The 21913-nt window shown below is 64.2% G+C and carries 17 protein-coding genes and 3 pseudogenes; 11 read left to right on the top strand and 9 right to left on the bottom strand.

Annotated features, from left to right (window positions below; genetic code table 11):
• Positions 1 to 16 precede the first annotated feature (16 nt).
• The 9 genes and pseudogenes from QFZ60_RS10995 to QFZ60_RS21670 form a co-directional block, all read left to right on the top strand.
• Positions 17 to 1744, top strand: coding sequence for a bifunctional 3-(3-hydroxy-phenyl)propionate/3-hydroxycinnamic acid hydroxylase (locus QFZ60_RS10995; RefSeq protein ID WP_307090493.1), 1728 nt, complete (start codon positions 17 to 19; stop codon positions 1742 to 1744).
• Positions 1713 to 2651: a 3-carboxyethylcatechol 2,3-dioxygenase gene (locus QFZ60_RS10990; RefSeq protein WP_307090491.1), complete on the top strand. Its 939-nt coding sequence runs from the start codon at positions 1713 to 1715 to the stop codon at positions 2649 to 2651. The genes QFZ60_RS10995 and QFZ60_RS10990 overlap by 32 nt, the downstream gene beginning before the upstream one ends.
• Positions 2652 to 3467 (top strand): 2-keto-4-pentenoate hydratase, encoded by an 816-nt coding sequence (locus QFZ60_RS10985; RefSeq protein ID WP_307090490.1) that lies wholly within the window; start codon positions 2652 to 2654, stop codon positions 3465 to 3467.
• A 9-nt stretch (positions 3468 to 3476) separates the two neighbouring features.
• A complete protein-coding gene (locus QFZ60_RS10980) occupies positions 3477 to 4418 on the top strand; it encodes an acetaldehyde dehydrogenase (acetylating) (RefSeq protein WP_307090487.1) in 942 nt (313 codons plus the stop codon).
• A complete protein-coding gene (gene dmpG, locus QFZ60_RS10975; RefSeq protein WP_307090485.1) occupies positions 4415 to 5446 on the top strand; it encodes a 4-hydroxy-2-oxovalerate aldolase in 1032 nt (343 codons plus the stop codon). The genes QFZ60_RS10980 and dmpG overlap by 4 nt, the downstream gene beginning before the upstream one ends.
• A gap of 117 nt (positions 5447 to 5563) precedes the next feature.
• On the top strand, positions 5564 to 6751 hold the full coding sequence (locus QFZ60_RS10970; RefSeq protein WP_307090483.1) for an acetyl-CoA C-acetyltransferase: 1188 nt from the start codon (positions 5564 to 5566) through the stop codon (positions 6749 to 6751).
• Between the two features lie 456 nt (positions 6752 to 7207).
• A pseudogene (locus QFZ60_RS10965) lies at positions 7208 to 8371 on the top strand (diguanylate cyclase domain-containing protein); the annotation flags it as partial.
• Between the two features lie 17 nt (positions 8372 to 8388).
• Positions 8389 to 8544 (top strand): annotated as a pseudogene (locus QFZ60_RS21675) (hypothetical protein); the annotation flags it as partial.
• 73 nt (positions 8545 to 8617) lie between these two features.
• Positions 8618 to 9177 (top strand): annotated as a pseudogene (locus tag QFZ60_RS21670) (EAL domain-containing protein); the annotation flags it as partial.
• Between the two features lie 304 nt (positions 9178 to 9481).
• Here QFZ60_RS21670 and QFZ60_RS10960 read toward each other — a convergent pair.
• Positions 9482 to 10504 carry an acetylxylan esterase gene (locus QFZ60_RS10960; protein ID WP_307090479.1) on the bottom strand — a complete coding sequence of 341 codons (1023 nt, stop codon included), beginning with the start codon at positions 10502 to 10504 and terminating at the stop codon, positions 9482 to 9484.
• Positions 10505 to 10668: 164 nt separating this feature from the next.
• On the opposite strand from QFZ60_RS10960, the gene QFZ60_RS10955 reads away from it, so the two are divergent.
• Positions 10669 to 11400, top strand: coding sequence for a FadR/GntR family transcriptional regulator (locus QFZ60_RS10955; RefSeq protein WP_307090476.1), 732 nt, complete (start codon positions 10669 to 10671; stop codon positions 11398 to 11400).
• 134 nt (positions 11401 to 11534) lie between these two features.
• Positions 11535 to 12296, top strand: coding sequence for a glucosamine-6-phosphate deaminase (locus QFZ60_RS10950; protein ID WP_307090475.1), 762 nt, complete (start codon positions 11535 to 11537; stop codon positions 12294 to 12296).
• Between the two features lie 44 nt (positions 12297 to 12340).
• On the opposite strand, the gene QFZ60_RS10945 is transcribed toward QFZ60_RS10950, so the two are convergent.
• From QFZ60_RS10945 to QFZ60_RS10910, 8 genes are read right to left on the bottom strand one after another with little or no spacing between them, the layout of a single operon-like run.
• A complete protein-coding gene (locus QFZ60_RS10945; protein ID WP_307090473.1) occupies positions 12341 to 13594 on the bottom strand; it encodes an N-acetylglucosamine-6-phosphate deacetylase in 1254 nt (417 codons plus the stop codon).
• Positions 13591 to 14274: an N-acetylmannosamine-6-phosphate 2-epimerase gene (locus tag QFZ60_RS10940; protein WP_307090472.1), complete on the bottom strand. Its 684-nt coding sequence runs from the start codon at positions 14272 to 14274 to the stop codon at positions 13591 to 13593. Before QFZ60_RS10940 ends, QFZ60_RS10945 begins: the two co-directional genes overlap by 4 nt.
• Complete coding sequence (locus QFZ60_RS10935; RefSeq protein WP_307090469.1) at positions 14271 to 15236, bottom strand: ROK family protein; 966 nt, start codon at positions 15234 to 15236, stop codon at positions 14271 to 14273. Before QFZ60_RS10935 ends, QFZ60_RS10940 begins: the two co-directional genes overlap by 4 nt.
• Positions 15237 to 15255: 19 nt before the next feature.
• A complete protein-coding gene (locus QFZ60_RS10930) occupies positions 15256 to 16173 on the bottom strand; it encodes a dihydrodipicolinate synthase family protein (RefSeq protein WP_307090468.1) in 918 nt (305 codons plus the stop codon).
• A gap of 45 nt (positions 16174 to 16218) precedes the next feature.
• Positions 16219 to 17025 (bottom strand): ATP-binding cassette domain-containing protein, encoded by an 807-nt coding sequence (locus QFZ60_RS10925; RefSeq protein WP_307090465.1) that lies wholly within the window; start codon positions 17023 to 17025, stop codon positions 16219 to 16221.
• Positions 17022 to 19133, bottom strand: a complete 2112-nt coding sequence (locus tag QFZ60_RS10920; RefSeq protein ID WP_307090463.1) for a dipeptide/oligopeptide/nickel ABC transporter permease/ATP-binding protein — start codon at positions 19131 to 19133, stop codon at positions 17022 to 17024. Before QFZ60_RS10920 ends, QFZ60_RS10925 begins: the two co-directional genes overlap by 4 nt.
• A gap of 3 nt (positions 19134 to 19136) precedes the next feature.
• The gene (locus QFZ60_RS10915; protein ID WP_307090461.1) at positions 19137 to 20093 is read right to left on the bottom strand and encodes an ABC transporter permease; all 957 of its coding nucleotides are present in this window, start codon (positions 20091 to 20093) and stop codon (positions 19137 to 19139) included.
• Positions 20094 to 20114: 21 nt separating this feature from the next.
• Complete coding sequence (locus QFZ60_RS10910; RefSeq protein WP_307090459.1) at positions 20115 to 21737, bottom strand: ABC transporter substrate-binding protein; 1623 nt, start codon at positions 21735 to 21737, stop codon at positions 20115 to 20117.
• Positions 21738 to 21913: the final 176 nt, after the last annotated feature.

Raw genomic sequence — 21913 nt, 5'->3', positions numbered from 1 at the left:
ACGCGAAAGCACCCAAATGACAACCGACAGCTTCGATATTGAAACCGAAGTCCTGGTGGTAGGCGCCGGGCCGGTAGGGCTCATGCTCGCCAACCTGCTTGGCCTGTATGGCCAGGACGTCACCCTCGTGGAGCAGTTGCCCGAGTTGATTGACTACCCGCGTGGAGTCGGTATCGACGACGAATCACTCCGCTCGGTCCAAACGATCGGGCTCACCGAAACGGTCCTGCCCCACACCACCGCCCAGCACATCATGCGGCTGGTTAATGGCCGGGGCAAGGTCATCATGACCAACGAACCCAAGGCTGATGAATTCGGCTGGCCCCGCAAAAGTGGTTTCGTCCAGCCTTTGGTGGACCGCGCCATGTTCGACGGCCTGAACCGTTTCGCCTCAGTGACGGCGCACTTCGGCCACGCCGTCGTGGATGCAAAGGAAACGGCCGACGGAGTCATCGCCACTCTCGAGTACCGCGACGGCGGCACGCCTGCCGTCAAGCGGATCAAAGCCCAATACCTCGTGGGTTGCGAAGGCGGAAAGTCACCGACCCGGAAGAGGCTCGGTACCAGCTTTGACGGGCAGTCGCCATCAACCCGCTGGCTCGTGGTTGACGTGGAGAACGACCCTTTGGGTACCCCGAACGTGTTCCTTGGCGCCGACCCCAAGCGGCCCTACGTATCCATCGGCCTGGCCCACGCAATCCGGCGCTGGGAGTTCATGATCTTCGACCACGAGACCGACGAACAGGTCACGGACAAGAAATTCATCCATAACCTGCTCAAGGACCACGTCCCTGATCCCTACGAGCTGGAAGTGATCCGGGAGCGGGTCTTTACGCATCATGGCCGGATCGCCGGTTCCTTCCGCAAGGGACGGCAGATTGTTGCCGGGGACGCCGCACACCTGATGCCGGTCTGGATGGGCCAGGGCTGGAACTCCGGCGTCCGGGATGCCACCAATCTCGCTTGGAAACTGTCCACTGTGCTGCGAGGACAGGCCGGGGAGGGGCTTCTGGACACGTATGAGGACGAGCGCCGTGACCACGCCAAGGCCATGATCGACCTCTCCCTTACCCTGGGCGCGGTCATCAAGCCAACAAATCCGGTGGTAGTGGGAGCCCGCGATGCGACGGCCGCGGTCCTGAACCTGTTCCCACAGGTGAAGTCCTACTTCTCAGAGATGCGGTTCAAACCGATGCCCCGCTATACCAGAGGTGTTGTTGTTGACCCCACCTCAGCTTCCCCGGGGACCGCCAAGGCCCGGCTGACCGGCAAGCTGATTCCCGTCCTCACGGCCAACAACCGCAATTCGCCCGTGGGCGTACAGTTCATCCAACCCCGCGTCAACACCAAGGACGGTCAGGGCGTCCGTCTCGACGAGGCGATCGGTAAATGGTGGACCGTGCTGGCTTGGGGCAATAACCCCAAGGGCATGTTCAGCTCCGAAGAAGTCGCAACCCTGGAGGCACTCGGGGCCACCTTCGTCGCCGTCGTTCCCGAATCCCAACGAAGCTGGGCCGAGGAGCGCTACAGCCGTGACGTGATCGTTGTCGGCGACGCCGAAGGGCGTCTCAAGAAGTGGTTTGATGACCGCCCGACGCCGGTCCTTTTCATCCGCCCAGACCGCTTCGTAGCTGGTGCCTGCCTGGCCCAGGACGCGCCGCGCACACTTTCCGCCATCCTCACCGCAATGTCTTTCAAGAAAGGAGCCAGCCATGACACTCGCTCTCGTCTGCATGTCGCATAGCCCGCTGCTGGAGGTCACCGACCCTCCGGAGGAAATCCAGAAGGACGTCGACGCCGCCTTCGCGGTGGCACGCAAGTTCGTTGAAGACTTCGATCCGGACCTCGTCGTGTCCTTCGCGCCGGACCACTACAACGGCTTCTTCTATGAACTGATGCCGCCATTCTGCGTCGGCTACGAAGCCGTTTCCGTAGGCGACTACGGATCCGAGGAAGGCCCGCTGAACGTCCCCACGCAAATTGCCAAGGACCTCGCCCAGGCAATCATCGACGCCGACCTTGACGCAGCGATCTCGCTCAAAATGGAGATCGACCACGGGGCCGTGCAGCCCCTCGAGCTGCTCTTCGGCTCCATTGCTGCCAAACCGGTCGTGCCGATTTTCGTCAACTCCGTGGCCCCGCCGTTCGTCTCGATGCGCCGCGTGCGGCAGCTGGGAACCGCCGTCGGCAACTACCTGAAGACCCTGGACCAGAAGGTCCTCATCATCGGTTCCGGGGGACTTTCCCATGATCCACCCGTGCCCCAGATTGCCACCGCCACTCCCGAGCAGAAGGCAATGCTGCTTAATGGCCGGCACCCCACGGCGGCCGCCCGTCATGCGCGGCAACAACGCGTCATCGACACTGCCGCAGCATTCGCGAAGGGAGAGGCCAACATCATGGAGCTGAACCCCGATTGGGATCGCGAATTTCTCGCCATTATCGCCTCCGGCGACCTCGAGAAACTCGACACATGGACCGCCCCCGCCATGGCCGCCGCCGCCGGCAACTCCGCCCACGAGGTTCGCAACTGGGTGGCCGCCTATAACGCCCTGGCAACGGCTGGGGATTACACGGTCGTCTCCGAGTACTACCGCCCCATACCCGAATTCATCGCCGGCTTCGGCGTGACCACAGCAACGGTGAAATAGATGAGCACCCAAACCGAAACCGCACGTACCGAGCTGAAGAACCAGATGGCCGCGGAACTGCTGGAGGCCACCGGCACCCGGGTACCCGTGGCACCCTTACGGGACCGGCTCGAAAACATGACCGTCCAGGACGCTTATGAGATCCAGACGACCCAGCTTGAGCATCATCTGGCAGCCGGACGGGTACTCGCCGGCCGCAAAGTCGGGCTTACATCTCTTGCCATGCAGCGGCAGCTCGGCGTGGACTCCCCCGACTTCGGCTTCTTCTTTGAAGACATGGTCCACCACGATGAGGCGCGAATCCCGGCTTCCCAGTTCATTCAGCCCAAGGTGGAACCGGAACTCGGATTCATCCTGAAAGAGACCCTGCACGGCCCAGGTATCACACTCGAGCAGGCGGCGGCCGCAATCGGAGCCATCTACCCTGCAATCGAAATCATCGACTCCCGCGTCACGGACTGGGACATCAAACTCGTCGACACCATCGCGGACAACGCTTCCTGCGGAGCCATCGCTGTCAGTGCCCACGCACTCTGGCTGGATCCGTGCGATCCCGCCGGTCTTCTTGATGTCACCTGTTCGCTCCTCATCGATGGCGAAGTCACCGGTACCGGCACAGGCGAGGACGTCATGGCGCATCCACTCGCACCGCTCGCCTGGCTGGCAAACGTCCTGGGCGAACAGGGCGTAGCACTGGAAGCGGGACAACTCATCCTTCCGGGCTCCTTCACCGTTGCCATGCCAGTGGTGTCAAACAGCACCGCGACCGCGGATTTCGGGCCGCTGGGATCGCTGACCATTCACTTCACAGACTAAGGATCCTCCATGGCCAAGAAAACCGCCGCCATCGTCGGCTCGGGCAACATCGGCACCGACCTGATGTTCAAAATCATGCGACGCAGCAAAAACCTCGAAGTAACGTACATGATCGGTGTTGACCCTGCCTCGGACGGGCTCGCCCGCGCCGCCCGCCTCGGCATCACCACCTCCGCGGAAGGCGTCGACTGGCTCCTCGCCCAAGACGAACTCCCGGACTTCGTATTCGAATGCACCTCCGCCAAAGCCCACGAAGACAACGCCCCCAAGTACAAGGCCGCAGGCATCCACGCGATCGACCTGACCCCTGCCGCCGTCGGGCCCTACCTGTGCCCGGTCGTGAACCTCGACGCGCTCGAGGACGTCCTGAACGTCAACATGATCACCTGCGCAGGGCAGGCCACCACCCCGATCGTCGCCGCGATCGCGGCAGTCGTCCCCGTGGACTACGCCGAAATAGTCGCATCCATCGCCTCCAAATCCGCAGGGCCGGGAACGCGCGCCAACGTCGACGAGTTCACCGAAACCACCGCCAAGGCCCTGGAAGAGGTCGGCGGAGCCAAACGGGGCAAAGCAATCATCATCATCAACCCGGTCGAGCCGCCCATGATCATGCGCAACACCATCTACGCCGCGATCCCCGCCCACGCCGCCGAACCCGGCCAGGAGCAGGACAGGATCATCGCTTCAATCAACGATGCCGTCGCCCGTATCCAGGACTACGTGCCGGGATACTCACTGCGGGTGGAGCCCCAGTTCGACACCGCCCGGGAAGACTGGAACGGCAACGGCCGGGTGGGCGTCTGGGTCCAGGTCAAGGGTGCCGCCGACTACCTGCCCGAATACGCCGGAAACCTGGACATCATCACCGCCGCGGCCACCCGGACAGCTGACCTGCTCGCCGAACGCATGGACGCCAGCACATCGACCCCCGTAGGAGCACAGCCATGACCCCCACCCAGAATCTGAGCGTCCGACTGACCGACACCACCTTGCGCGACGGCTCCCACGCCATGAGCCACAGATTCACAGAAAAACACGTGCGCTCCGTGGTCCGCGCCCTCGACGACGCCAAAGTCCAAGTCATCGAAGTCACCCACGGAGACGGCCTCGGCGGCTCCTCCTTCAACTACGGGTTCTCCCTCACCCCCGAACTGGACCTCGTCCGCGCCGCAGTCGACGAAGCCAGGAACGCCAAGATCGCGGTGCTCCTTCTCCCAGGCCTGGGCACCATCCACGACCTGAACCAGGCCCACGACGCAGGCGCCTCCGTCGCCCGCGTCGCCACGCACTGCACCGAAGCCGACGTCTCCATCCAACACTTCCAGCACGCCCGGAAACTCGGCATGGAAACCGTCGGATTCCTCATGCTCTCCCACCGAACCACACCCGAGAACCTCGCCAAGCAAGCCAGAATCATGGCCGACGCCGGCTGCCAATGCGTCTACGTCGTCGACTCCGCCGGCGCCCTCATCCTCGACGACGTCTCCGACCGCGTCTTCGCACTGGTCACCGAACTCGGCACCGACGCCCAGGTCGGGTTCCACGGCCACCAGAACCTGTCCTTCGGCGTCGCGAACTCCGTCTACGCCGCGCGTGCCGGCGCCAAACAAATCGACGGCACACTCCTCGCCCTCGGCGCAGGAGCCGGTAACTCACCCACCGAAGTCCTCGCCGCCGCCTTCGAACGGCTCAACATCCACACCGGCGTTGACGTCCACGGCGTCATGGCCGCCGCCGAAGACATCGTTAAACCCATCATCACGCGCATGCCCATCATGGACCGCGCTTCCATCATGCAGGGCTACGCAGGCGTCTACTCCTCCTTCCTCATCCACGCCGAACGCGCCGCCAAACGCTACGGCATCCCTGCCTGGCAAATCCTCGAAGAAATCGGCAAAGCAGGCTACGTCGGCGGCCAGGAAGACATGATCGTCGACGTCGCAGTCCAGCTCGCCTCCGGAGCACGGGTCGCCTGAAGAACCTTCCCTACCGAAGTTTCCTTAAGCCCTTGCTGGTCTGCCGGCCCTCGATCAAGGGCACCGCATCAGCCGTTACCCCGCATTTGTGGCTTTTCGTTCCCATAAAGGAGAAGTATGAACTCCAGTTCTGACGTAGTCATCGTTGGTGCCGCCCGCACAGCCCAAGGCAAGCTGATGGGCCAACTGGCTCCGTTGTCCGCCGTTGAGCTCGGTGGCGCGGCGATCGCTGGCGCGCTGGATAAAGCGGGGCTCCGGCCGGAAGCCGTCGAAGCAGTCATCATGGGTCACGTACTCCAGGCGGGCGCCGGGCAGAATCCTGCCAGGCAGGCTGCCGTACTCGGTGGCATCCCGCTCAGCGCGCACGCGGCCACCGTCAACAAGGTGTGTCTGTCCGGGCTCAGTGCCATCATCGAGGCAAGCCGACTCCTGAGGCTGGGTGAGGCCATTGTGGTGGTGGCTGGAGGTCAGGAATCCATGAGCAATGCCCCGCATCTGTTGACAGGGTCACGAGCAGGGCACCTCTATGGGGACGCGGCGCTGATCGACTCCGCTGCTCGCGACGGCCTCACCGATGCCTTCAACCACGAGTCCATGGGATTAGCCACCGACCGCGCCAACGACGCCCTTGGCATCCTGCGTGCCGATCAGGACAAGTTAGCCGCCGCATCCCACCAGCGTGCGGCAGCAGCCCAAGCTGCAGGGCGCTTCGACGCTGAAATTATCCCTGTCAAAGTGCCACGGCGCAGGGGGGAGGCCGAACTGGCACGAATCGACGAGGGCGTTCGTCCCGACAGCACAGAGGAATCGCTCGGCAAGCTCCGCCCCGCCTTCTCCGCAGCCGGCACCGTAACAGCTGGCAATGCGTCACCGCTTAACGATGGCGCCGCCGCCGTCGTTCTGACGACGCGGAGCTACGCGGAGAAGCATGGGCTCGAGGTACTTGCGTCGTTAGGCGCCTCGGGACAGATCGCAGGCCCGGACACCTCACTGCCGGACAAGCCCGCCCTTGCCATCCACCAGGCGCTCAAAGCGGCGGACTGGACTGTGGAGGACCTCGACTTCGTGGAAATCAACGAGGCATTTGCCTCTGTGGCCCTGCACTCGGCTGAACAGCTGGGTCTCAGCCCCGAAAAGGTCAATGTCAATGGGGGAGCGATTGCGTTCGGGCATCCTATCGGCGCCTCAGGTGCACGGATTGTCGTCTCCGCTGTGCACGAACTTATCCGACGCGGAACCGGGAAAGCGGCCGTGGCATTATGCGGCGGCGGAGGCCAGGGCGAAGCGCTGCTCTTGTCACTCTGACTTTCGAAGAATGCTTCGCGCGGACAGGAAAATTTGCACGGGGGTAGCCGCCCGGGCCGAAAAAGAGCTTCGAGGGAGCATCGGGGTGTTGCCAGCAGGGGTGGGTGAGCCCTGGCCCTTGGCTTGCGCTGCAGTATCGGTCGAGGGTTTCCGAAGGCGTGCCTTGTGACAGCGCTGGCACGAGAGTGAATGAAGCGCGCTGACGATGCTGCAGGACAGGGACTGGACTCGAGGTGGTTGGGATACTGTGATTTGAATGTGGGTGGGCTGGGTGCGCAAGTTTGGAGAAATGGCTTTTGCGCGCCCGCGCCTGCTCGGGCGAATCCTGATCCAGTTGATGTGGGTTCTGCTGGCTCTTTACGTGCTGTTTCTTTTGTTCCATGGCGGAGGGTTTGATCTGCTGGTGGACGGATTGTTGGGTTGGCTGCCCAGTGGGTTCCTGCAGCGGTGTGTTGGATGGCTGTGCGGAGGGCCCGGGCACGGAGGTCCCTTGTCTTGGTCGCGTCCGCGGTCACCGCGTACGCGGCGGGAAGCACCTGCAATGTTCTTGAGCTGGTCACGGGCGGCTCATTTGTCTTTCCATCCGTGGCTGACATCGGCTTTTTGTCGTTTTACCCGCTGGTACTTTGCGGTTTGTTTGTCTTTGTCCTCGGCCGGGGCCAGCGGTTGCCCCGGGTGGCTCTTTTAGATGGTGCCGTAGGCTCCCTGGGAGCCGGTGCCGTTTTGGCCGTACTGCTCGGCCCGCTGCTGATGCCCTCGGTCGATGCGCCGTCCCTGGTTGTTGTCGTAGCGGTCGCGTACCCGCTGTTTGACCTGCTCTGCATTGCCTTGGTCGCCGGTATTGCGGCGTTGCCTGGTCGTGCCACGGGTCGGTACGGGATGCTTCTGCTCCTGGGGTTGACGATTTTTGCTCTCACTGATGTTTTCTACGCCTATCAGGTGGTGGTTTGCAGCCATCAGTTGGGGACCATGTTGGACGCCGGATGGACGGCCGGTATCTGCCTGACCGCGGCATGGGCGAACAACCTCGGACGTAGCGGCGTTCCGGACCGATGGGAGTCCGCCCCTGGCGCGTTGGCTGTTCCCGCGTTCACAACCACTGCCGCGGCAGCAGTACTGATAGCCGGCACACGAGTACACGTGCCGGTCCTTGGCGTGTTCCTGGCGGGTGCAACTCTTCTAGGTGCAGGGTTCCGCAGGAGCTGGGCATTCCGACAACTAGTGACCCTCGAGGAAGTGCGCCGCCAGGCGAGAACAGATGAGCTAACAGGCCTGCCCAACCGTCGTTCCCTGTATGCAGATGTCCCCGAGCGGCTAGGCACCGGCACCGTGGCCAGCGGCTCGCTGCTGTTGTTGGATCTTGACCGGTTCAAGGAGATCAATGACAGCCTGGGCCACGATGCCGGGGATCAATTACTGGTCCAGATCGGTCAGAGGTTCTCGAAGTCCCTGCGGCCAACGGATCTGATCGCCCGGATCGGCGGGGACGAGTTCGCCCTTTGGCTGGAGGACACCAGCGCTGAGGAGAGTATCACCATGGCCAATCTTCTCCGGGAGGCCCTGATCGAGCCCTTCACGCTCGAAGGGCTGGCCCTGCATATCAATGCCAGCGCTGGCATTGCCCTCTATCCCCGCGCATGGCTAGGATCTGGGCGTGCTGCTCCGAAAAGCCGAACTGGCCATGTACACGGCGAAAACCTCCCGCACCGGGCACTATGTTCACCTCAGCGGCGCTCGTCCGTTGGGACCACCCAGAGCGTGGGTTGCTTTACCCGGGCCAGTTCCTTCCGCTGGCCGAAGAAGCAGGGCTCATGAACCGGCTCAGCAACCAGGTCCTCGAACTGGCACTGGACCTGGCAGTCCCAGAACCAGTCCCTGACGATCGCCGTCAACCTCTCAGCCAGTTCCCTGATCGACGCAGAGTTGCCCGACCGAATCGCTTCCATGCTCCGCGAACGCGCCCTGGCCGGGACCTCCGTCATTATTGAAATCACGGAGGAATTCATGATGCCCGACCGTGACCGGGCCAGAGGGATCCTGTCCCGGCTCCGCGAACACGGGATCCGGATCTTGATCGATGACTTCGGCACCGGTTACAGTTCTCGGCCTACCTCCGCGACCTGCCGGTCAACGAACTCAAGATCGACCGCTCCTTCGTGCTTCCCATGTCCGAAGACCCGAGAGCAGCAGACCTTGTCACTTCCATCATCGTCCTCGCCCAAAGCCTGGGGCTAACAGTTGTCGCCGAGGGAGTCGAAAACGCCCAGCGGCTCGATCAACTCACATTATCCGGATGCGACCAAGCGCAGGGCTTCTACATATCCAAGCCCCTCCCCGCCTCCGACCTAAACGCCTGGCTCACCAGGGACAGCCCAGAACCAAACCCACCCTGGCGGAAGCCGGTCATCAATAAAAGACGGGGTTGAAAATGGTGGCTCAAGACTCCCGAGCGACAGATGCCTGCCAGCAGGAGCCTCCGCAACCGTCACTGATCGGCGACACCGGTTGGGATGTGGCGGGAAGCCCCCGATGATGGTGAGCTGCTCCCCGAACGTTGGACTGGAAAGGAAGGACGAACGCCATCCCCCTCGGGATTCCAGCCCTACTTCAGGCACCTCCTGCACGTATTTGATGATCTGATAGCTGACATTCTGTCGGTCGCCCACACCCGGGGCAGGTCCAAGCCCTCATTGTGTGGAACAACATGTGGTTCCGACGGGGATCGATGTGCTAGCTGGCGAGGCTCTCGTTCAAGTACGCAAGCTGGCGGACCCAGTGGTGTTCCTGTCCGCCCTCGTGTCCGTTGAAGTGGTAGACCTCGATGGATTTGGTGGGCCCTTGTTCCCGGGGTCGTGGCCTTCCGGTTCCGTAGCTGTTGTAGGAAGCGAAGACGGTGGATGGTGGGCAGACGTCGTCGAGCAGGGCGACGGAAAACAGTGCCGGAGCGGTTGCCCTGCGGGCGAGGTGGACTCCGTCGAAGTAGTTCAGGACCTCTAACACATGCTCGTGGTGGTTTCGGTGGCGGGAGAGGAATGCAGTGATCTCCGGGTAGGGACCCCGTTGGGCGAGATTGATTGCGCGGGGAAGGTCCTGAAGGAAGGGTACGTCTGCCAGAACAGCTCGAATCCCGTTGAGCCTTCCGGCAGAAAGCCCGGCCGCGGCCAGGGCCAAACCCCCTCCCTGGCTTATACCGGCGAGGACGACGTTGTCGCTGTCCACCTGGGGGAAGCTTTGGACTGTTTCGATCGCGCGGAATGCGTCCACATACAACCGGCGGTAGTAGTAGTCCTCCTTGGAGGCCAGGCCGCGTGTCATGAGGCCCGGGTGTGCCATGTCTCCTGCTGATGGGTGGGGATCTGGAGTGGCGCCGGTGATCCCGCCGTAGCCTTGGCCTCGGGTGTCCATGATGAAGTGGGCGTAGCCCGCCTGTGCCCATGTGGTGTCCTGCTGGACCAGGCCGCGGCCGCCGGAGTATCCGATGTACTGGACCACTGCCGGCAGACGTTTGCTGGGGGACCGGTGTGCGGGAAGGTGGAGCCAGCCCCGGATCCGGTCTCCGCCGTAACCGGCAAAGGAGACGTCGAAGCTGTCAATGAGTGGCAGAAGGTTCTCGACGGGAGAGTATGCAGGTGCCAGAGGGACGGCGCGGGCCTCGGCGAGGGTTTCATCCCAGAAGGCGTCAAAGTCGTGAGGCTTTCTTGCGGCAGAGGTGTAGTTGCGTAAGTCTTGCAGGGGCATGTCTACGGTTGGCATTTCTCGTTTTCCATCATCTGGTGCTCGAGGGGTCCTCTTACCCAGCCTTGCGGGGTGTAGGATTCTCGGAAATTGGTGGACAGAAAGAAGACAGAGGACGTCCCATCTCCTGTATCATGAGTCTAGACGAATGGCCGCCGCCGAGTGCGGCTGAAGGAGATGACGTGACAGTAGCACCCGCCTCGGTGTCGCCGGCAAGGTTTAGCGCGCAAATCCGTTCCCAGGCCCTGCAGACACGGATCATGGAGCTCATCCTGGAGCGGGGCCTTGATGTTGGTGATGCCCTTCCCACTGAAAGTGAGCTGTCCGCGGAGCTTGGGATCGGACGGAACACTGTTCGGGAATCCCTGAAGGTGCTGCAGGCCCTTGGCGTTATTGAGATCCGGCACGGATTCGGCATGTTTGTCGCTCCGAATAATTTCAGCGCCCTGGTGTCCGGGCTGACGTTCCGGGGCAGGCTTTCGCTCCGGCACAAGGGCGAGGAAGCCATGGAGCTTATCGACGTCCGGCAGGCTCTGGAGTCGGGCCTTATCGGCTCGGCCATCGAGCTCCTCACGGAGGATCATTTGGCTGATCTGCGTGCCACGATGGAAGCGATGCAGGACGCCGCCGGCAAGGGTGAGCTCCTTGTCCAACACGATGCGGAATTCCACCGACGTCTCTATGCGCCCCTGAACAACGAACTGCTCATCAACCTGATGGACGTGTTCTGGCAGGTCTACCGGCAGATCCATGAGGCCTTGGGCTCCGGGCCGGTCAACCTTGACGAACAGGTCCAGATGCACTGGGACATCTACGAGGCAGTGGCGAACAGGGACAAAGCTTTGGCTTCCGAGCGCCTTCAACGGCATTTTGACGGGATACGCCGCAAGTTGAAAGACGTCGCGTCAACCTGACACTCGAGACTGCCAAGCGGGGCGTGAAATCCCTACCGGCGGCAGAATCGTCACCTAAAGCTCCCGTTTCCCGTAGTCCAGATGACTGCCGGAGCAGCGGTGAGGCACCCATTTTGAGAGAGCGCCCTTTTGCCATGGAGATTTTTGTTGTGCCCGACGCCTCGGGTACCGGAGCAGTTGCCGCCGGAATTCTTGCCGCCGTCATCCGAAGCAAGCCGGAAACGGTCCTTGGTGTCGCTACCGGCAGCTCGCCACTGCCCATCTATGCGGCACTGGCCGAGCACCACCTGGACATGTCCCGCGTGCAGGCGTTCGCGCTCGATGAGTACGTGGGCCTGCCTGCCGGGCACCCGCAAAGCTACGCGGAAGTGGTCCGCCGTGAAGTAACGGAACGCCTGGGTCTGGACCCGGCCCGTGTTTCAGTTCCCCACGGTGGCGCCGAAGATCCTGATCACGCAGCGTCCCTGTACGACGCCGCCATCCGCGTGGCCGGCGGCGTGGACGTGCAGATCCTGGGGATTGGCCACAACGGACACATCGCCTTCAATGAACCAGGTTCGGAATTTGGTTCCCGGACGCGGGTGGAATTTTTGGCAAAGCGGACCCGCAAGGCCAATGCGCGCTACTTCCGGTGCATTGACGACGTGCCGACCCGATGCATTACCCAGGGCCTCGGCACCATCCGTGAGGCCAGGCACCTGCTGATGGTGGTCAACGGGGCGGATAAGGCTGACATTCTGGCTGCCGCGCTGCAAGGCCCGGTGACCCCTGACTGCCCCGCTTCAGTCCTGCAGCTGCACCCGCACGTGACCGTGGTGGCCGATGAAGCCGCGGCTGCCCTCCTTGGCGCCGACCTCGGACAGGTGGCCGTCCGGGTCGCAACTCCGAGCGCCTGAACCAGCCCCTGAACCGAGAGTCGGAATGAGCGGCAACCGTGGCCTTAGGACGCAGGCGAAGGGGCGGCCGTGACGGCTGCGACAGGCCGGGGGAGTGGCAGGCCGCGACGGAACACCCTGATCGGGCCGAAGTCACGATCCACCGCCAGGATGTCAGCCTTCAGCCCTGGGCGAAGGCTTCCTACCTCTTGCTGGATCCCAAGGATCCCTGCCGGAACGGCCGTGGCTGACAGGACGGCGCTTGCCGCATCCACCCCTGCTTCGACCGTCCGCCGTAGAACGTCCAGCAGTGTCGCCGTTCCGCCGGCCAGGGCGCCATCGCTGCGCAGCCTGGCCTCGCCATTGTGGACTTTCACTCCTGCCGGGCCAAGGTCGTAGTCGCCGTCCGGCAGTCCCGTCGCGGCCATCGAATCGGTCACCAGGATGACGTTGTCGCGGCCGACGAGTGCGAAGACCATCCGCACGGTCTCGGGGTGGAGGTGGACGCCGTCGGCAACGAGTTCCACGGCAACCGTTCCTGCCGCTGCGAGGCGCAGGCAGGCCGCTGTGGGCCCGGGGTCGCGGTGGTGCAGCGAGGGCATGCCGTTGAACAGGTGGGTGACCGTGGGCCGGGTAGTGCTGCCCTGCGCGGAGGCGAGCAGGCTCGCTGCCCGGGTGAGGGAAGCCGCCGTCGTGGTTGTAGCGGCGTTCGTGTGTCCCAGGGACGGCGTGACCCCGAGATCAACTAAGGCTTGTACCAAAGCTGCGGTGCCGGGCAGCTCGGGTGCATAGGTCATGGTGCGCAGGTGCCCGCCGGAGCTCTCAACGAGGTCCCGGAGCAGGTGAGGATCGGGGTCGAGGAGGAACCGGGGATCCTGGGCTCCGCAGCGCGCGTGGGAAAGGAACGGGCCTTCGGCGTGGATCCCGGCGATCAGTCCCTCCTCCGAAAGAGGCCGCAGGGCCCCGGCAGCGCGCAGCAGGTCCTCACGGGGAGCTGTCACCAGGCTCGCCAGCAGGGTGGTGGTACCGCTGGCGTGGAGAAACTCCACCGCGCGGCGCGCAGATTCGAGATCGCCGCCGGGGAAGTCCCCGCCTGCTGCGCCATGGCAGTGCAGATCCACCAAGCCGGGCAGGAGCAGGGTTCCGGGCGGAAGCTCCACTTCCTCCAGCCCCGGCAGCGAGGAAGTGTCGAAGCCGGTCCGTGGGCCGGCATAGGCGATACGTTCACCGGAAACGGCGACCAGCGCGTCCACAACGACAGTTCCGTCGCTGACAATGGTGCCGGACAGCAGGAAAGCGGGCGGCGTCCGGGTGGTCATTTCAGCGCGTCCGCAAACCAGCCAGTAATGGTGGCCGGATGCGTGATGGCCGTTCCGACCACCACGGCGAAGGCCCCGGCATCAAGTGCCTGCCTCGCCTGGGCGGGGGTGTGCAGCCGGCCTTCGGCGATGAGCGGCACGCCGAAGTCCGCGGCTGCTATCTGTCCCAGCAGTTCAAGGTCCGGGCCCTGGGTTTTGGGGCGTTCGCCGGAATAGCCGGCAAGTGTGGTGCCGATCAGGTCTGCTCCGGCTTCGACGGCGGCGGCTGCGTCCTCGAGGGAGCCGCAGTCGGCCATGACCAGGGCGTGGGATTCGGTGTGGATTCCGGCTACTGTTTGGGCCAGGGTCAGGCGATCCGGGCGTGGGCGGCGGGTGCCGTCAACCGCGACGATGTGGGCGCCGGCGTTGGCTACCGCCAGTGCGTGCCGGAGGGTGGGGGTGATGAAGACGCCGTCGTGCCCGTCCTTCCAGAGCCCGATGACCGGGACCTCCACGGCTGCCCGGGTGTGTTGGACGTCCGCGAGACCCTGTACCCGGACTGCGGCGGCGCCGCCGGTGACTGCTGACGCGGCGACTTGTGCGGTGGTGCGGGGATCGCGCATCGGCTCACCGGGATAGGCCTGGCAGGAGACGATGAGCCTGCCCCGCAAGGATTCAAGGCCATCGGGGGAGAGAATCATGGTCGGTTCCTTCGGAAGGTGAGCGAATCGGTGAGCACCAGCTTGGCTGCGCCAATGATGGCGGCGGCGTTGCCCAGTGAGGCGGGCAGGACGGGAATGTTTGCCAGGGCTGGAAGAAGTTCGGCCCGAACGGCGTCTTCCAGGGGCCGCCACCAGGGTGCTCCTGCGTCCGAGAGCCCGCCTGAGACGACGACGACTTCCGGGTCCAGGATGTTGGCCAGCCCGGCCACGGCCTGCCCGGCCGCTGCGGCGGCAGTGCCGATGGTCCTGATGGCGGTGGCATCGCCATGGGCGGCGAGGGCGAAGACACCGCGGGAATCCGGTGAACCTGCCTCCCCGCCCAGCCGCCGGTAGGCTTCGGCGATGGCAGGTCCGGAGGCGATGGCTTCAACATGGCCTGCTCCGCCGCAGACACAGGGCAGCGGCCGGTCGTCGTAGCATGCGTAGGGTGAGGCAAAGTGGCCAACGTGTCCGCCCACGTAGCGGTGTCCGAGAAATGGTGTGCCTTCATGAATGTAGCTGCCGCCGACGCCGGTGCCGAAGGCCACCAGGAGTGAACTGGCGGTTCCGGCGGCGGCCCCGGTCCAGGCTTCGCCGAGGGCGTGGGCATGGACGTCGTTCACTGCCCGGATGGAGCCCGGCGGCAGGTCCAGGCGCGCTGCCAGGCCGGCGCTGATGGCAGTACCGGCCCACCCGAGGATCGCATCGGTTGCTGAAACCACTTCGCCTTTACGGGCATCAATGACACCAGCCGAACCGATGCCGACGTGATCGACGGCGATTCCGGCAGCAGCGGCGCGTCCCATGAGTCCAGCCACCAGAGCGGCAGTGGCGTCGAGGATTGCCTCGCCGCCGTCACGGTTGAGGGTGGGAATGGTCTCGGAAAACAGCACTTCACCCGTGTCTGAGACGACCCCGGCAGCAGTTTTAGTGCCGCCGAGGTCAACACCAATGGCGTGCATCAGCTTCAGCGACCTGTCCCTAGACCAGGCTGTTGCGTTCGAGGATGACCTTGATCGCGGTGCTTTCCTCGTCGTTCAGCGCGGGCATCGGGATGCTCATGGTGTTGGATTCGATGATGCCCATGATCTGCAGGGCGGTTTTGAAGGCGCCCAGGCCCGCTGCCCCGCCAGAGACGCGTCCGTTGGGGGTGTAGACGATCTCGAAGAGGTCGGCCATGCGGTCCTGTTCGGCGGATGCTTTGGCCCAGTCCCCGGCAGCGGCGGCGTCGACGAGGTTGCGGTAGCCGCGGGGGTCGACGTTGCCCAAGCCGGGAACGACGCCCTGCGCGCCGCCCAGGAGCGCGCCGTCGACCACGACTTCGTGGCCGGTGAAGATGTCGAAGTTCTCGATCTCCCGGGCCGCGAGCAGGAGCTGGCGGAAGGAGACGTCGTCGCCGGAGGAGTCTTTGACGCCGGCGATCACGCCGTCGCGGCCCAGCCGGACCAGCAGGTCCGTGGGGAGCTTGAAGTGGGTACGGACCGGGACGTCGTAGGCGAAGATCGGTGTGTCGACGGCGGCGTGGATGTTCCGGAAGTGGGTCTCTGTTTCGTCGGCGTTGCCGATGGCGTAGTACATGGAGGTGACCACGATGGCGTCGGCCCCGAGGTCGATGACGCGTTTGGCTTCCTCGATGACGCGGTTGGTGGTTTGTTCGTTGGCCCCCACGATCAGGGGCACGGCCCCGGCGTTGGCCGCGGCGATGGTGCTGACCACGAGTTCGCGTTCGGTGTTGGTCATGTACGGCACCTCCGCGGAGGAGCCCAGGACGAAAAGTCCGGAGACTCCGCCGTCGAGCAGGTGCTTGGTGAGGTTCTGCAAAGAGGCGGTGTCGATGCTGCCGTCAGCATGGCGGGGTGTGACGACGGGCGGGATGACGCCGGAGAACTGGGAAGACACGGAAAAACTCCAATGGGTGGGTTGTAAAGGGTGAGGTTTGGGAATCTAGGTGTGCAGCAGGCTGGGGGCTGCTCCGAGGAGCTTCTTGGTGTAGTCGTTCCGGGGGTTGTCGAAGACCTGGGCGGCTGGGCCTTCCTCGACGATTTCGCCGAAGTACATGACGCAGATCCGGTCCGAGACATAGCGGACGGTCTGGATGTCGTGGGAGATGAAGACCATGCCCAGGTTCAGCTGGGTTTTCAGGTCCGAGAGAAGGTTCAGGACCTGCGCCCGGACAGAGACGTCCAGGGCCGAGGTTGGTTCGTCGGCGACGATGATGTCCGGGTCCAGTGCCAGGGCCCGGGCGATGGCCACGCGCTGGCGCTGGCCGCCTGAAACCTGCGATGGCATGACTTCGGCCGCGGAGGCGGGCAGCCCTACCAGGGCGAGGAGTTCTTTGACCTTGGCCGCACGGGACGCGGCGTTGCCGATTCCGTGTATTTGGAGGGGGTCGGTGAGGATGTCCTGGATGGTCATGCGCGGGTTCAGGGCCGTGGCGGGGTCCTGGAATACGACCGATACGGCCCGGCCGAATTCCTTGCGCATGGCGGCGTTCCGTTTGATGGCGGGTTTGCCGTGGAAGAGGACCTGCCCGGATGTCGGTGTTTGGAGGCCTACCAGGACGGAGGCCAGGGTTGATTTGCCGCAGCCGGATTCTCCCACGATGCCCACGGTTTCGCCGCGGCTGATGCTGAAGTCCACGCCGTTGACGGCTTTGACGATGTTGGGGCGGAACAGGCCGCCGGTCCGTGCACGGTGGTGGACTTTGACGTCTTTGAGTTCGATGACGGGTTTGCCGGTGGAAATGCTCATTTTGCATCCTCCTTTCGGTGGCTGGCCCAGTAGTGGTCAGAGTCCCCGCCGACGGCGGTGAGGACCAGTTGCTGGTTCGGATCGGCGCCCGGGCGCAGTGAGCGGGGTGCGAAGCGGTCGCCGGGGGCGAAGTCCTGGGGTGAGGGAACAGTGCCGGGGATCTGGTGCAGGCGGGTGGCGTCGGCTTCGATGGAGAGCACTGCGCCCAGGAGCCCGCGGGTGTATTCGTGCCTGGGGTTTTGCAGCAGCTCGGACGCCTGGGCGGATTCGACCACTTGGCCTGCGTACATCACGGTGATGCGGTGTGCCAGCGAGGCGACCAGGGCCAGATCGTGGCTGACGAACACCATCGCGAAACCGAGCTGTTCACGGAGTTCGTTGAGCAGGTCCACTACCTGTTTCTGGACGGTCACGTCCAGGGCGGTGGTGGGTTCGTCGGCGACCACGATCTTGGGGGAGCGGGACAGGGCCATGGCGATCAGGACGCGCTGGCGCTGGCCGCCGGAGAGCTCGTGAGGGTAGCTCGCGAGCGTGCGCACCGGGTCCAGCTTGACCATTTCCAGCAGCTCGGCAGGGGTTTTGCGGCCGCCCCGGCGGGTCAGTTGAAGTATTTGGTCTTTGATCTTCATGGACGGGTTCAGCGAGCTGAGGGCGTCCTGGTAGACCATGGCGATCTGTTCGCCGCGCAGGCCCTGGTAGGCCTGGGGATCGCTGTGACTGGTTTGCGGGTCCAGCAGTTCCTTGCCATCGAATTTGATCGATCCGCTGATCCGGGCCGTTTTGGGCAACAGGCCCATGACGGCGAGGGAGGTGATGGACTTGCCGCAGCCGGATTCGCCCACCAGGCCCATGGTTTCGCCCTCGCGGACACTGAAGGAGACGTTGTCCACGATGGCTGTGTCACCGAACCTGCCGGGGAACCGAATGGAAAGGTTTGTCACCTCCAGGACCGTGCGGGCGTCCGCGGGGACCTGTGGCAGGCGGTCCGTTCGGGTGGCTTCGACCGCGGCCAGCAGTTCCAGTTCGCGGTCGAGCAGCAGGTGCGGGTTGGCGGCGGCCACCTTGACATCGGTGAGTACAGCTGACCTGTTGTAGTTCTCCTCCTCGAGGGTTCCTCCGGAAGCGGAACGCACGCCGTCGAGCTCGTGCTCTTCCACGACGGATGGCTGCGCTACAGAGGTGGCGACTTCGGAGTCCACGGCTGCGCCGGCGACAACGGCACCGGAGCCGTCGTCGTCCTTCACAGCGGGTGCCTTGCGCAGTTTGGGGTTCACCATGGCGTCGGTGAGGCCTTCGGCGAGGATGTTCAGTGCCAGCACGGTGAGCAGGATGGTCACGCCGGCGAAGGTGGTGGCCCACCATCCGCCGGACAGGACCAGGTTGCGGCCGTAGGAGATCACGTTGCCCCAGGAGGGGGCGGGGTCCTGGACGCCGGCGCCCAGGAAGGACAGGGACGCTTCGAGGATGATGGCGTCGGCGACCATGACGGTGGCGAACACCAGGACCGGGGCCGCGGTGTTGCGGACGATGTGCTTGATCAGGATGTAGAAGCGGCCGGCGCCGATGACCCGCTCGGCACGGACGTAGTCCTCGCCGTACTGGGAGAGTACGTTGGCGCGGACCACCCTGGCCAGCTGCGGGGTGTAGATGATGGCGATGGCAACGATGATGGTGGGCACCGAGTTGCCGAAGGCTGCCAGCAGCACGGCCGCCAAAGCGATCCCGGGGAAGGCCATCAGGATGTCCATGAGGCGCATGATGAGCTCGTTGACGGCCTTGCTGGACGTGGCAGCGAGCGAGCCCAGCAGGGCGCCGGCCAGGACAGCCAATGCCACGGCGCCGAGGCCGATCATGAGTGAGGACTGCGAGCCGTAGAGCAGGCGGGAGAAGATGTCGCGGCCCAGCCGGTCGGTGCCGAAGAAGTGCTCAGCTCCCGGAGGCGTTGCCGGGATGAAGGTTTCGAGTGGGTCGTGCGGTGCCAGGGCCGGGGCGAAGATGGCGGCGAGGACGATCACCACCAGGAAGGCCAGGGCCAGTCGGGAGCTCCAGGGCAGGGCCTTGAAGCGGAGTCCGGGGGCGCTCAGACGTTCAGCGAGTTTGCTGCGCATGGGTCACACGGTCCTGATTCGGGGGTTGATGAGCAGGTAGAGAAGGTCCACGGCGATGTTCACCAGGACGAAGGTGACGGAGATGGTGAGGACCACGCCCTGTACCAGGTTGACGTCCAGGTTGGTGATGCCGTTGAGGATCAGCTGGCCCATGCCGGGCAGCGCGAAGATCATTTCAATGACGACGGCGCCGCCCAGCAGGTAGCCGACCCGCAGTCCCAGCACGGTCACCGGGGTGACGAGTGCGTTGCGGAGCACGTTCTTGGAGACCACTTCCCGGTAGGGGACGCCGTTGCCGATGGCGGTCCGGACGTAGTCCCGGTCCAGCTCCTCCACCATGGAGGTGCGCACGACCCTGATGAGGGAAGCTGAGACCGGGATGCCCAGGGCCAGGGCGGGCAGAGCCATGGAGTTGAGCCAGCCGCCGAAGCCGGACTCCGGGGTGGCGATGCCGCCGGACGGGAACATCGGCGCCGGTCCCAGGGCGAACCACTGGATCAGCAGGATGCCCAGCCAGAACGACGGTGTTGCCACCGCGGCGATGGAGAAGACGCGGACCAGTTGGTCCTGCCACTTGTCCCGGTACAGGGCACCGATGATGCCGAAGACCAGGGAGACCACGACGGCGATGATCACGCCCAGGAAGGTCAGCTGCAGCGTCAGGGGGAACGCGGAGCCGATCATGCTCGCCACGGATTTCGCCGGGGGAGTGGTGACTCCCAGGTCGAACTGCAGGAGCTTGCCGAGGAACCGGACGTACTGGGCCAGCAGCGGATCGTTCAGGCCGTTGGCCTGGCGGTACTGCTCTTTGGCTTCCTCACTGGCCCCTTCGCCCAGGGCGCTGCTCGCCTGGTCGCCGGGTGCGGCCTGCAGGACGAGGAACACGAGCAAGGTGATGCCCAGGACCATCAGGGGCAGGGCCGCGAGCCTTCGGCCCAGCAGGCGCAATATCGTGGTCAATGTAGTCTCCGGTTGGTGGGGCTAAGCCGTGCGGCCGACGTCGATAAACGACAGTCCGGTGGTGGGCAGGGGCTTGAAGCCGTTGAGCTTCTTCTCGTCCCAGGCGCTGGGAAGCTGGCGGTGGAAGATGGGGTACAGCGGAACTTCCTCGGAGATGAGTTCCACGATCTGCCCGGTGATCTTTTTGGCTTCGTCCTTGTTGGCCCTGGAGCCCTTGTCCATCAGGTCCTGCAGCTGGGCGCGTTCAGGGGCGGTCCAGTAGGCGCGCTTGTCCATCCAGGTGGGGCCGGAGTAGAACCAGCTCAGCAGCAGGTCTGCGTCGTTGCCGAAGACGGACGGATCGCCGGGGGCAGCGACGACCGAGTAATCACCCGCGCCGACGCGGTCCGCGTACAGGGCGCCGGACTGGATGCTCTTTACGGTGGCCTTCACGCCGGGGATCTTGTTCCAGGACTCCAGAAGCAGAGGGGCGACGTCCTTGACCCAGGCCGTGTCTGTCGTCAGGAGTTCGAATTCCAGGTTGCTGACCCCTGCCTGCTTCAGCAGGTCCGCGGCCTTGCTGGCGTCGTAGCCGTAGACGTTCTTGGCCTTGACGTAGTCCGGATGGCCTTCCTGGAAGTAGGAGCTGGCCGGCTTGGCGTTGCCGAACAGGGCCTTCTTGATGATGGCGTCCTTGTCCAGGCCGTAGTGCAGCGCCTGGCGGACCAGCTTGTTGTTAAACGGTGCCTTGGCGCAGTTGAACATCAGGAACATGAGCCCGAAGGACTGCACTGCCTCAACCTTGACCTTGGATTTCAGGCCCTCCATGTCCAGGTACGGGACGTCCTCGATGGCCTGGACACGGCCCGACTGCACGGCGGTGACACGGGCTGCCGCGTCCGAGAGCAGCAGCCAGGTCATGCCCTTGGCCAGCGCCGGCTTGGGACCGTTGTAATCGGCGAACGCTTCAAAGACGATCTTGTCGTCCTTTGCCGCGGAGACAAACTTGTAGGGGCCGGAGCCGACCGGCTTGGCGTCGAAGGCCTTCAGGTCGGTGGCGAGGGCCTTGGGGACGACCTTGACCACCGAGATGCGCGGGCCGAAGCCCGGGAACGGGTACTTGAGGGTGAACTCGACCGTCTTGGCATCGAGGGGTTTGACGTCCTGGATGAAGGGGATGAACTGGGAGAACAGGGACTTGTTCGCGGGATCCATCACCCGGGTGAAGGAAAAGGCCACGTCCTCGGTGGTGACAGGGGTGCCGTCGTGGAACTTGGCGTTGTCCCGGATGGTCACCTGGTAGGTGGTGTCGTTGACCTTCTTGGGGTCGGAGGCTGCCAGGGCGTTGTAGGGCTCGCGTGTGGCCGGGTGCAGCTCCACGAGGCCCTCGAAGATGTGCAGGTTGGCGGCCATGGGGGTGGCGCCGGAGGAGCTCAGCGGGTCAAAACCGGTGGACAGGGCGTAGGAGATACCCGCCTCGATAGTGAGGTCCTTGTTAACAGCGGCGGTGTTGGCGGCGCCGCCGGTGGTGGTGGCGGCCGGCCCACCGCAGGCGGCGAGAGAGCTGGTGAAGGCTGCAGCCAGGCCCATGGCCCCGCCGAGCTTGAGGAAGTTCCGGCGGCTGGCGTCATTGACCAGCGGCAGGTTCTTGGAGGAGAAATTCATGAAGCCCCATTCCAGAAGGTTTATCGGACGTAGGACGTCCGAGCTCGTGATAAAACTGTAAGTGCCATCACAAGCAGCCGTCAAGTGGCAAGCATCACCCGCCCTTTGCCTGTTGCTGCTGGTTCATATCCGCTCGGACCTGCACCTTGCCCCGCTTTCGGTCAGGCCGGGCCGCA

It is taken from the genome of Arthrobacter sp. B2I5, assembly GCF_030816735.1.
GTDB lineage: Bacteria > Actinomycetota > Actinomycetes > Actinomycetales > Micrococcaceae > Arthrobacter.
Note: the sequence above shows the minus strand (reverse complement) of the source record. Positions and strands in the feature narration are given on the sequence as shown.

Coding starts and splice junctions, on each gene's coding strand:
- QFZ60_RS10995 (WP_307090493.1), top strand. CDS start 17: ATGACAACCGACAGCTTCGATATTGAAACCGAAGTCCTGGTGGTAGGC.
- QFZ60_RS10990 (WP_307090491.1), top strand. CDS start 1,713: ATGACACTCGCTCTCGTCTGCATGTCGCATAGCCCGCTGCTGGAGGTC.
- QFZ60_RS10985 (WP_307090490.1), top strand. CDS start 2,652: ATGAGCACCCAAACCGAAACCGCACGTACCGAGCTGAAGAACCAGATG.
- QFZ60_RS10980 (WP_307090487.1), top strand. CDS start 3,477: ATGGCCAAGAAAACCGCCGCCATCGTCGGCTCGGGCAACATCGGCACC.
- dmpG (WP_307090485.1), top strand. CDS start 4,415: ATGACCCCCACCCAGAATCTGAGCGTCCGACTGACCGACACCACCTTG.
- QFZ60_RS10970 (WP_307090483.1), top strand. CDS start 5,564: ATGAACTCCAGTTCTGACGTAGTCATCGTTGGTGCCGCCCGCACAGCC.
- QFZ60_RS10960 (WP_307090479.1), bottom strand. CDS start 10,504: ATGCCAACCGTAGACATGCCCCTGCAAGACTTACGCAACTACACCTCT.
- QFZ60_RS10950 (WP_307090475.1), top strand. CDS start 11,535: ATGGAGATTTTTGTTGTGCCCGACGCCTCGGGTACCGGAGCAGTTGCC.
- QFZ60_RS10945 (WP_307090473.1), bottom strand. CDS start 13,594: ATGACCACCCGGACGCCGCCCGCTTTCCTGCTGTCCGGCACCATTGTC.
- QFZ60_RS10940 (WP_307090472.1), bottom strand. CDS start 14,274: ATGATTCTCTCCCCCGATGGCCTTGAATCCTTGCGGGGCAGGCTCATC.
- QFZ60_RS10935 (WP_307090469.1), bottom strand. CDS start 15,236: ATGCACGCCATTGGTGTTGACCTCGGCGGCACTAAAACTGCTGCCGGG.
- QFZ60_RS10925 (WP_307090465.1), bottom strand. CDS start 17,025: ATGAGCATTTCCACCGGCAAACCCGTCATCGAACTCAAAGACGTCAAA.
- QFZ60_RS10920 (WP_307090463.1), bottom strand. CDS start 19,133: ATGCGCAGCAAACTCGCTGAACGTCTGAGCGCCCCCGGACTCCGCTTC.
- QFZ60_RS10910 (WP_307090459.1), bottom strand. CDS start 21,737: ATGAATTTCTCCTCCAAGAACCTGCCGCTGGTCAATGACGCCAGCCGC.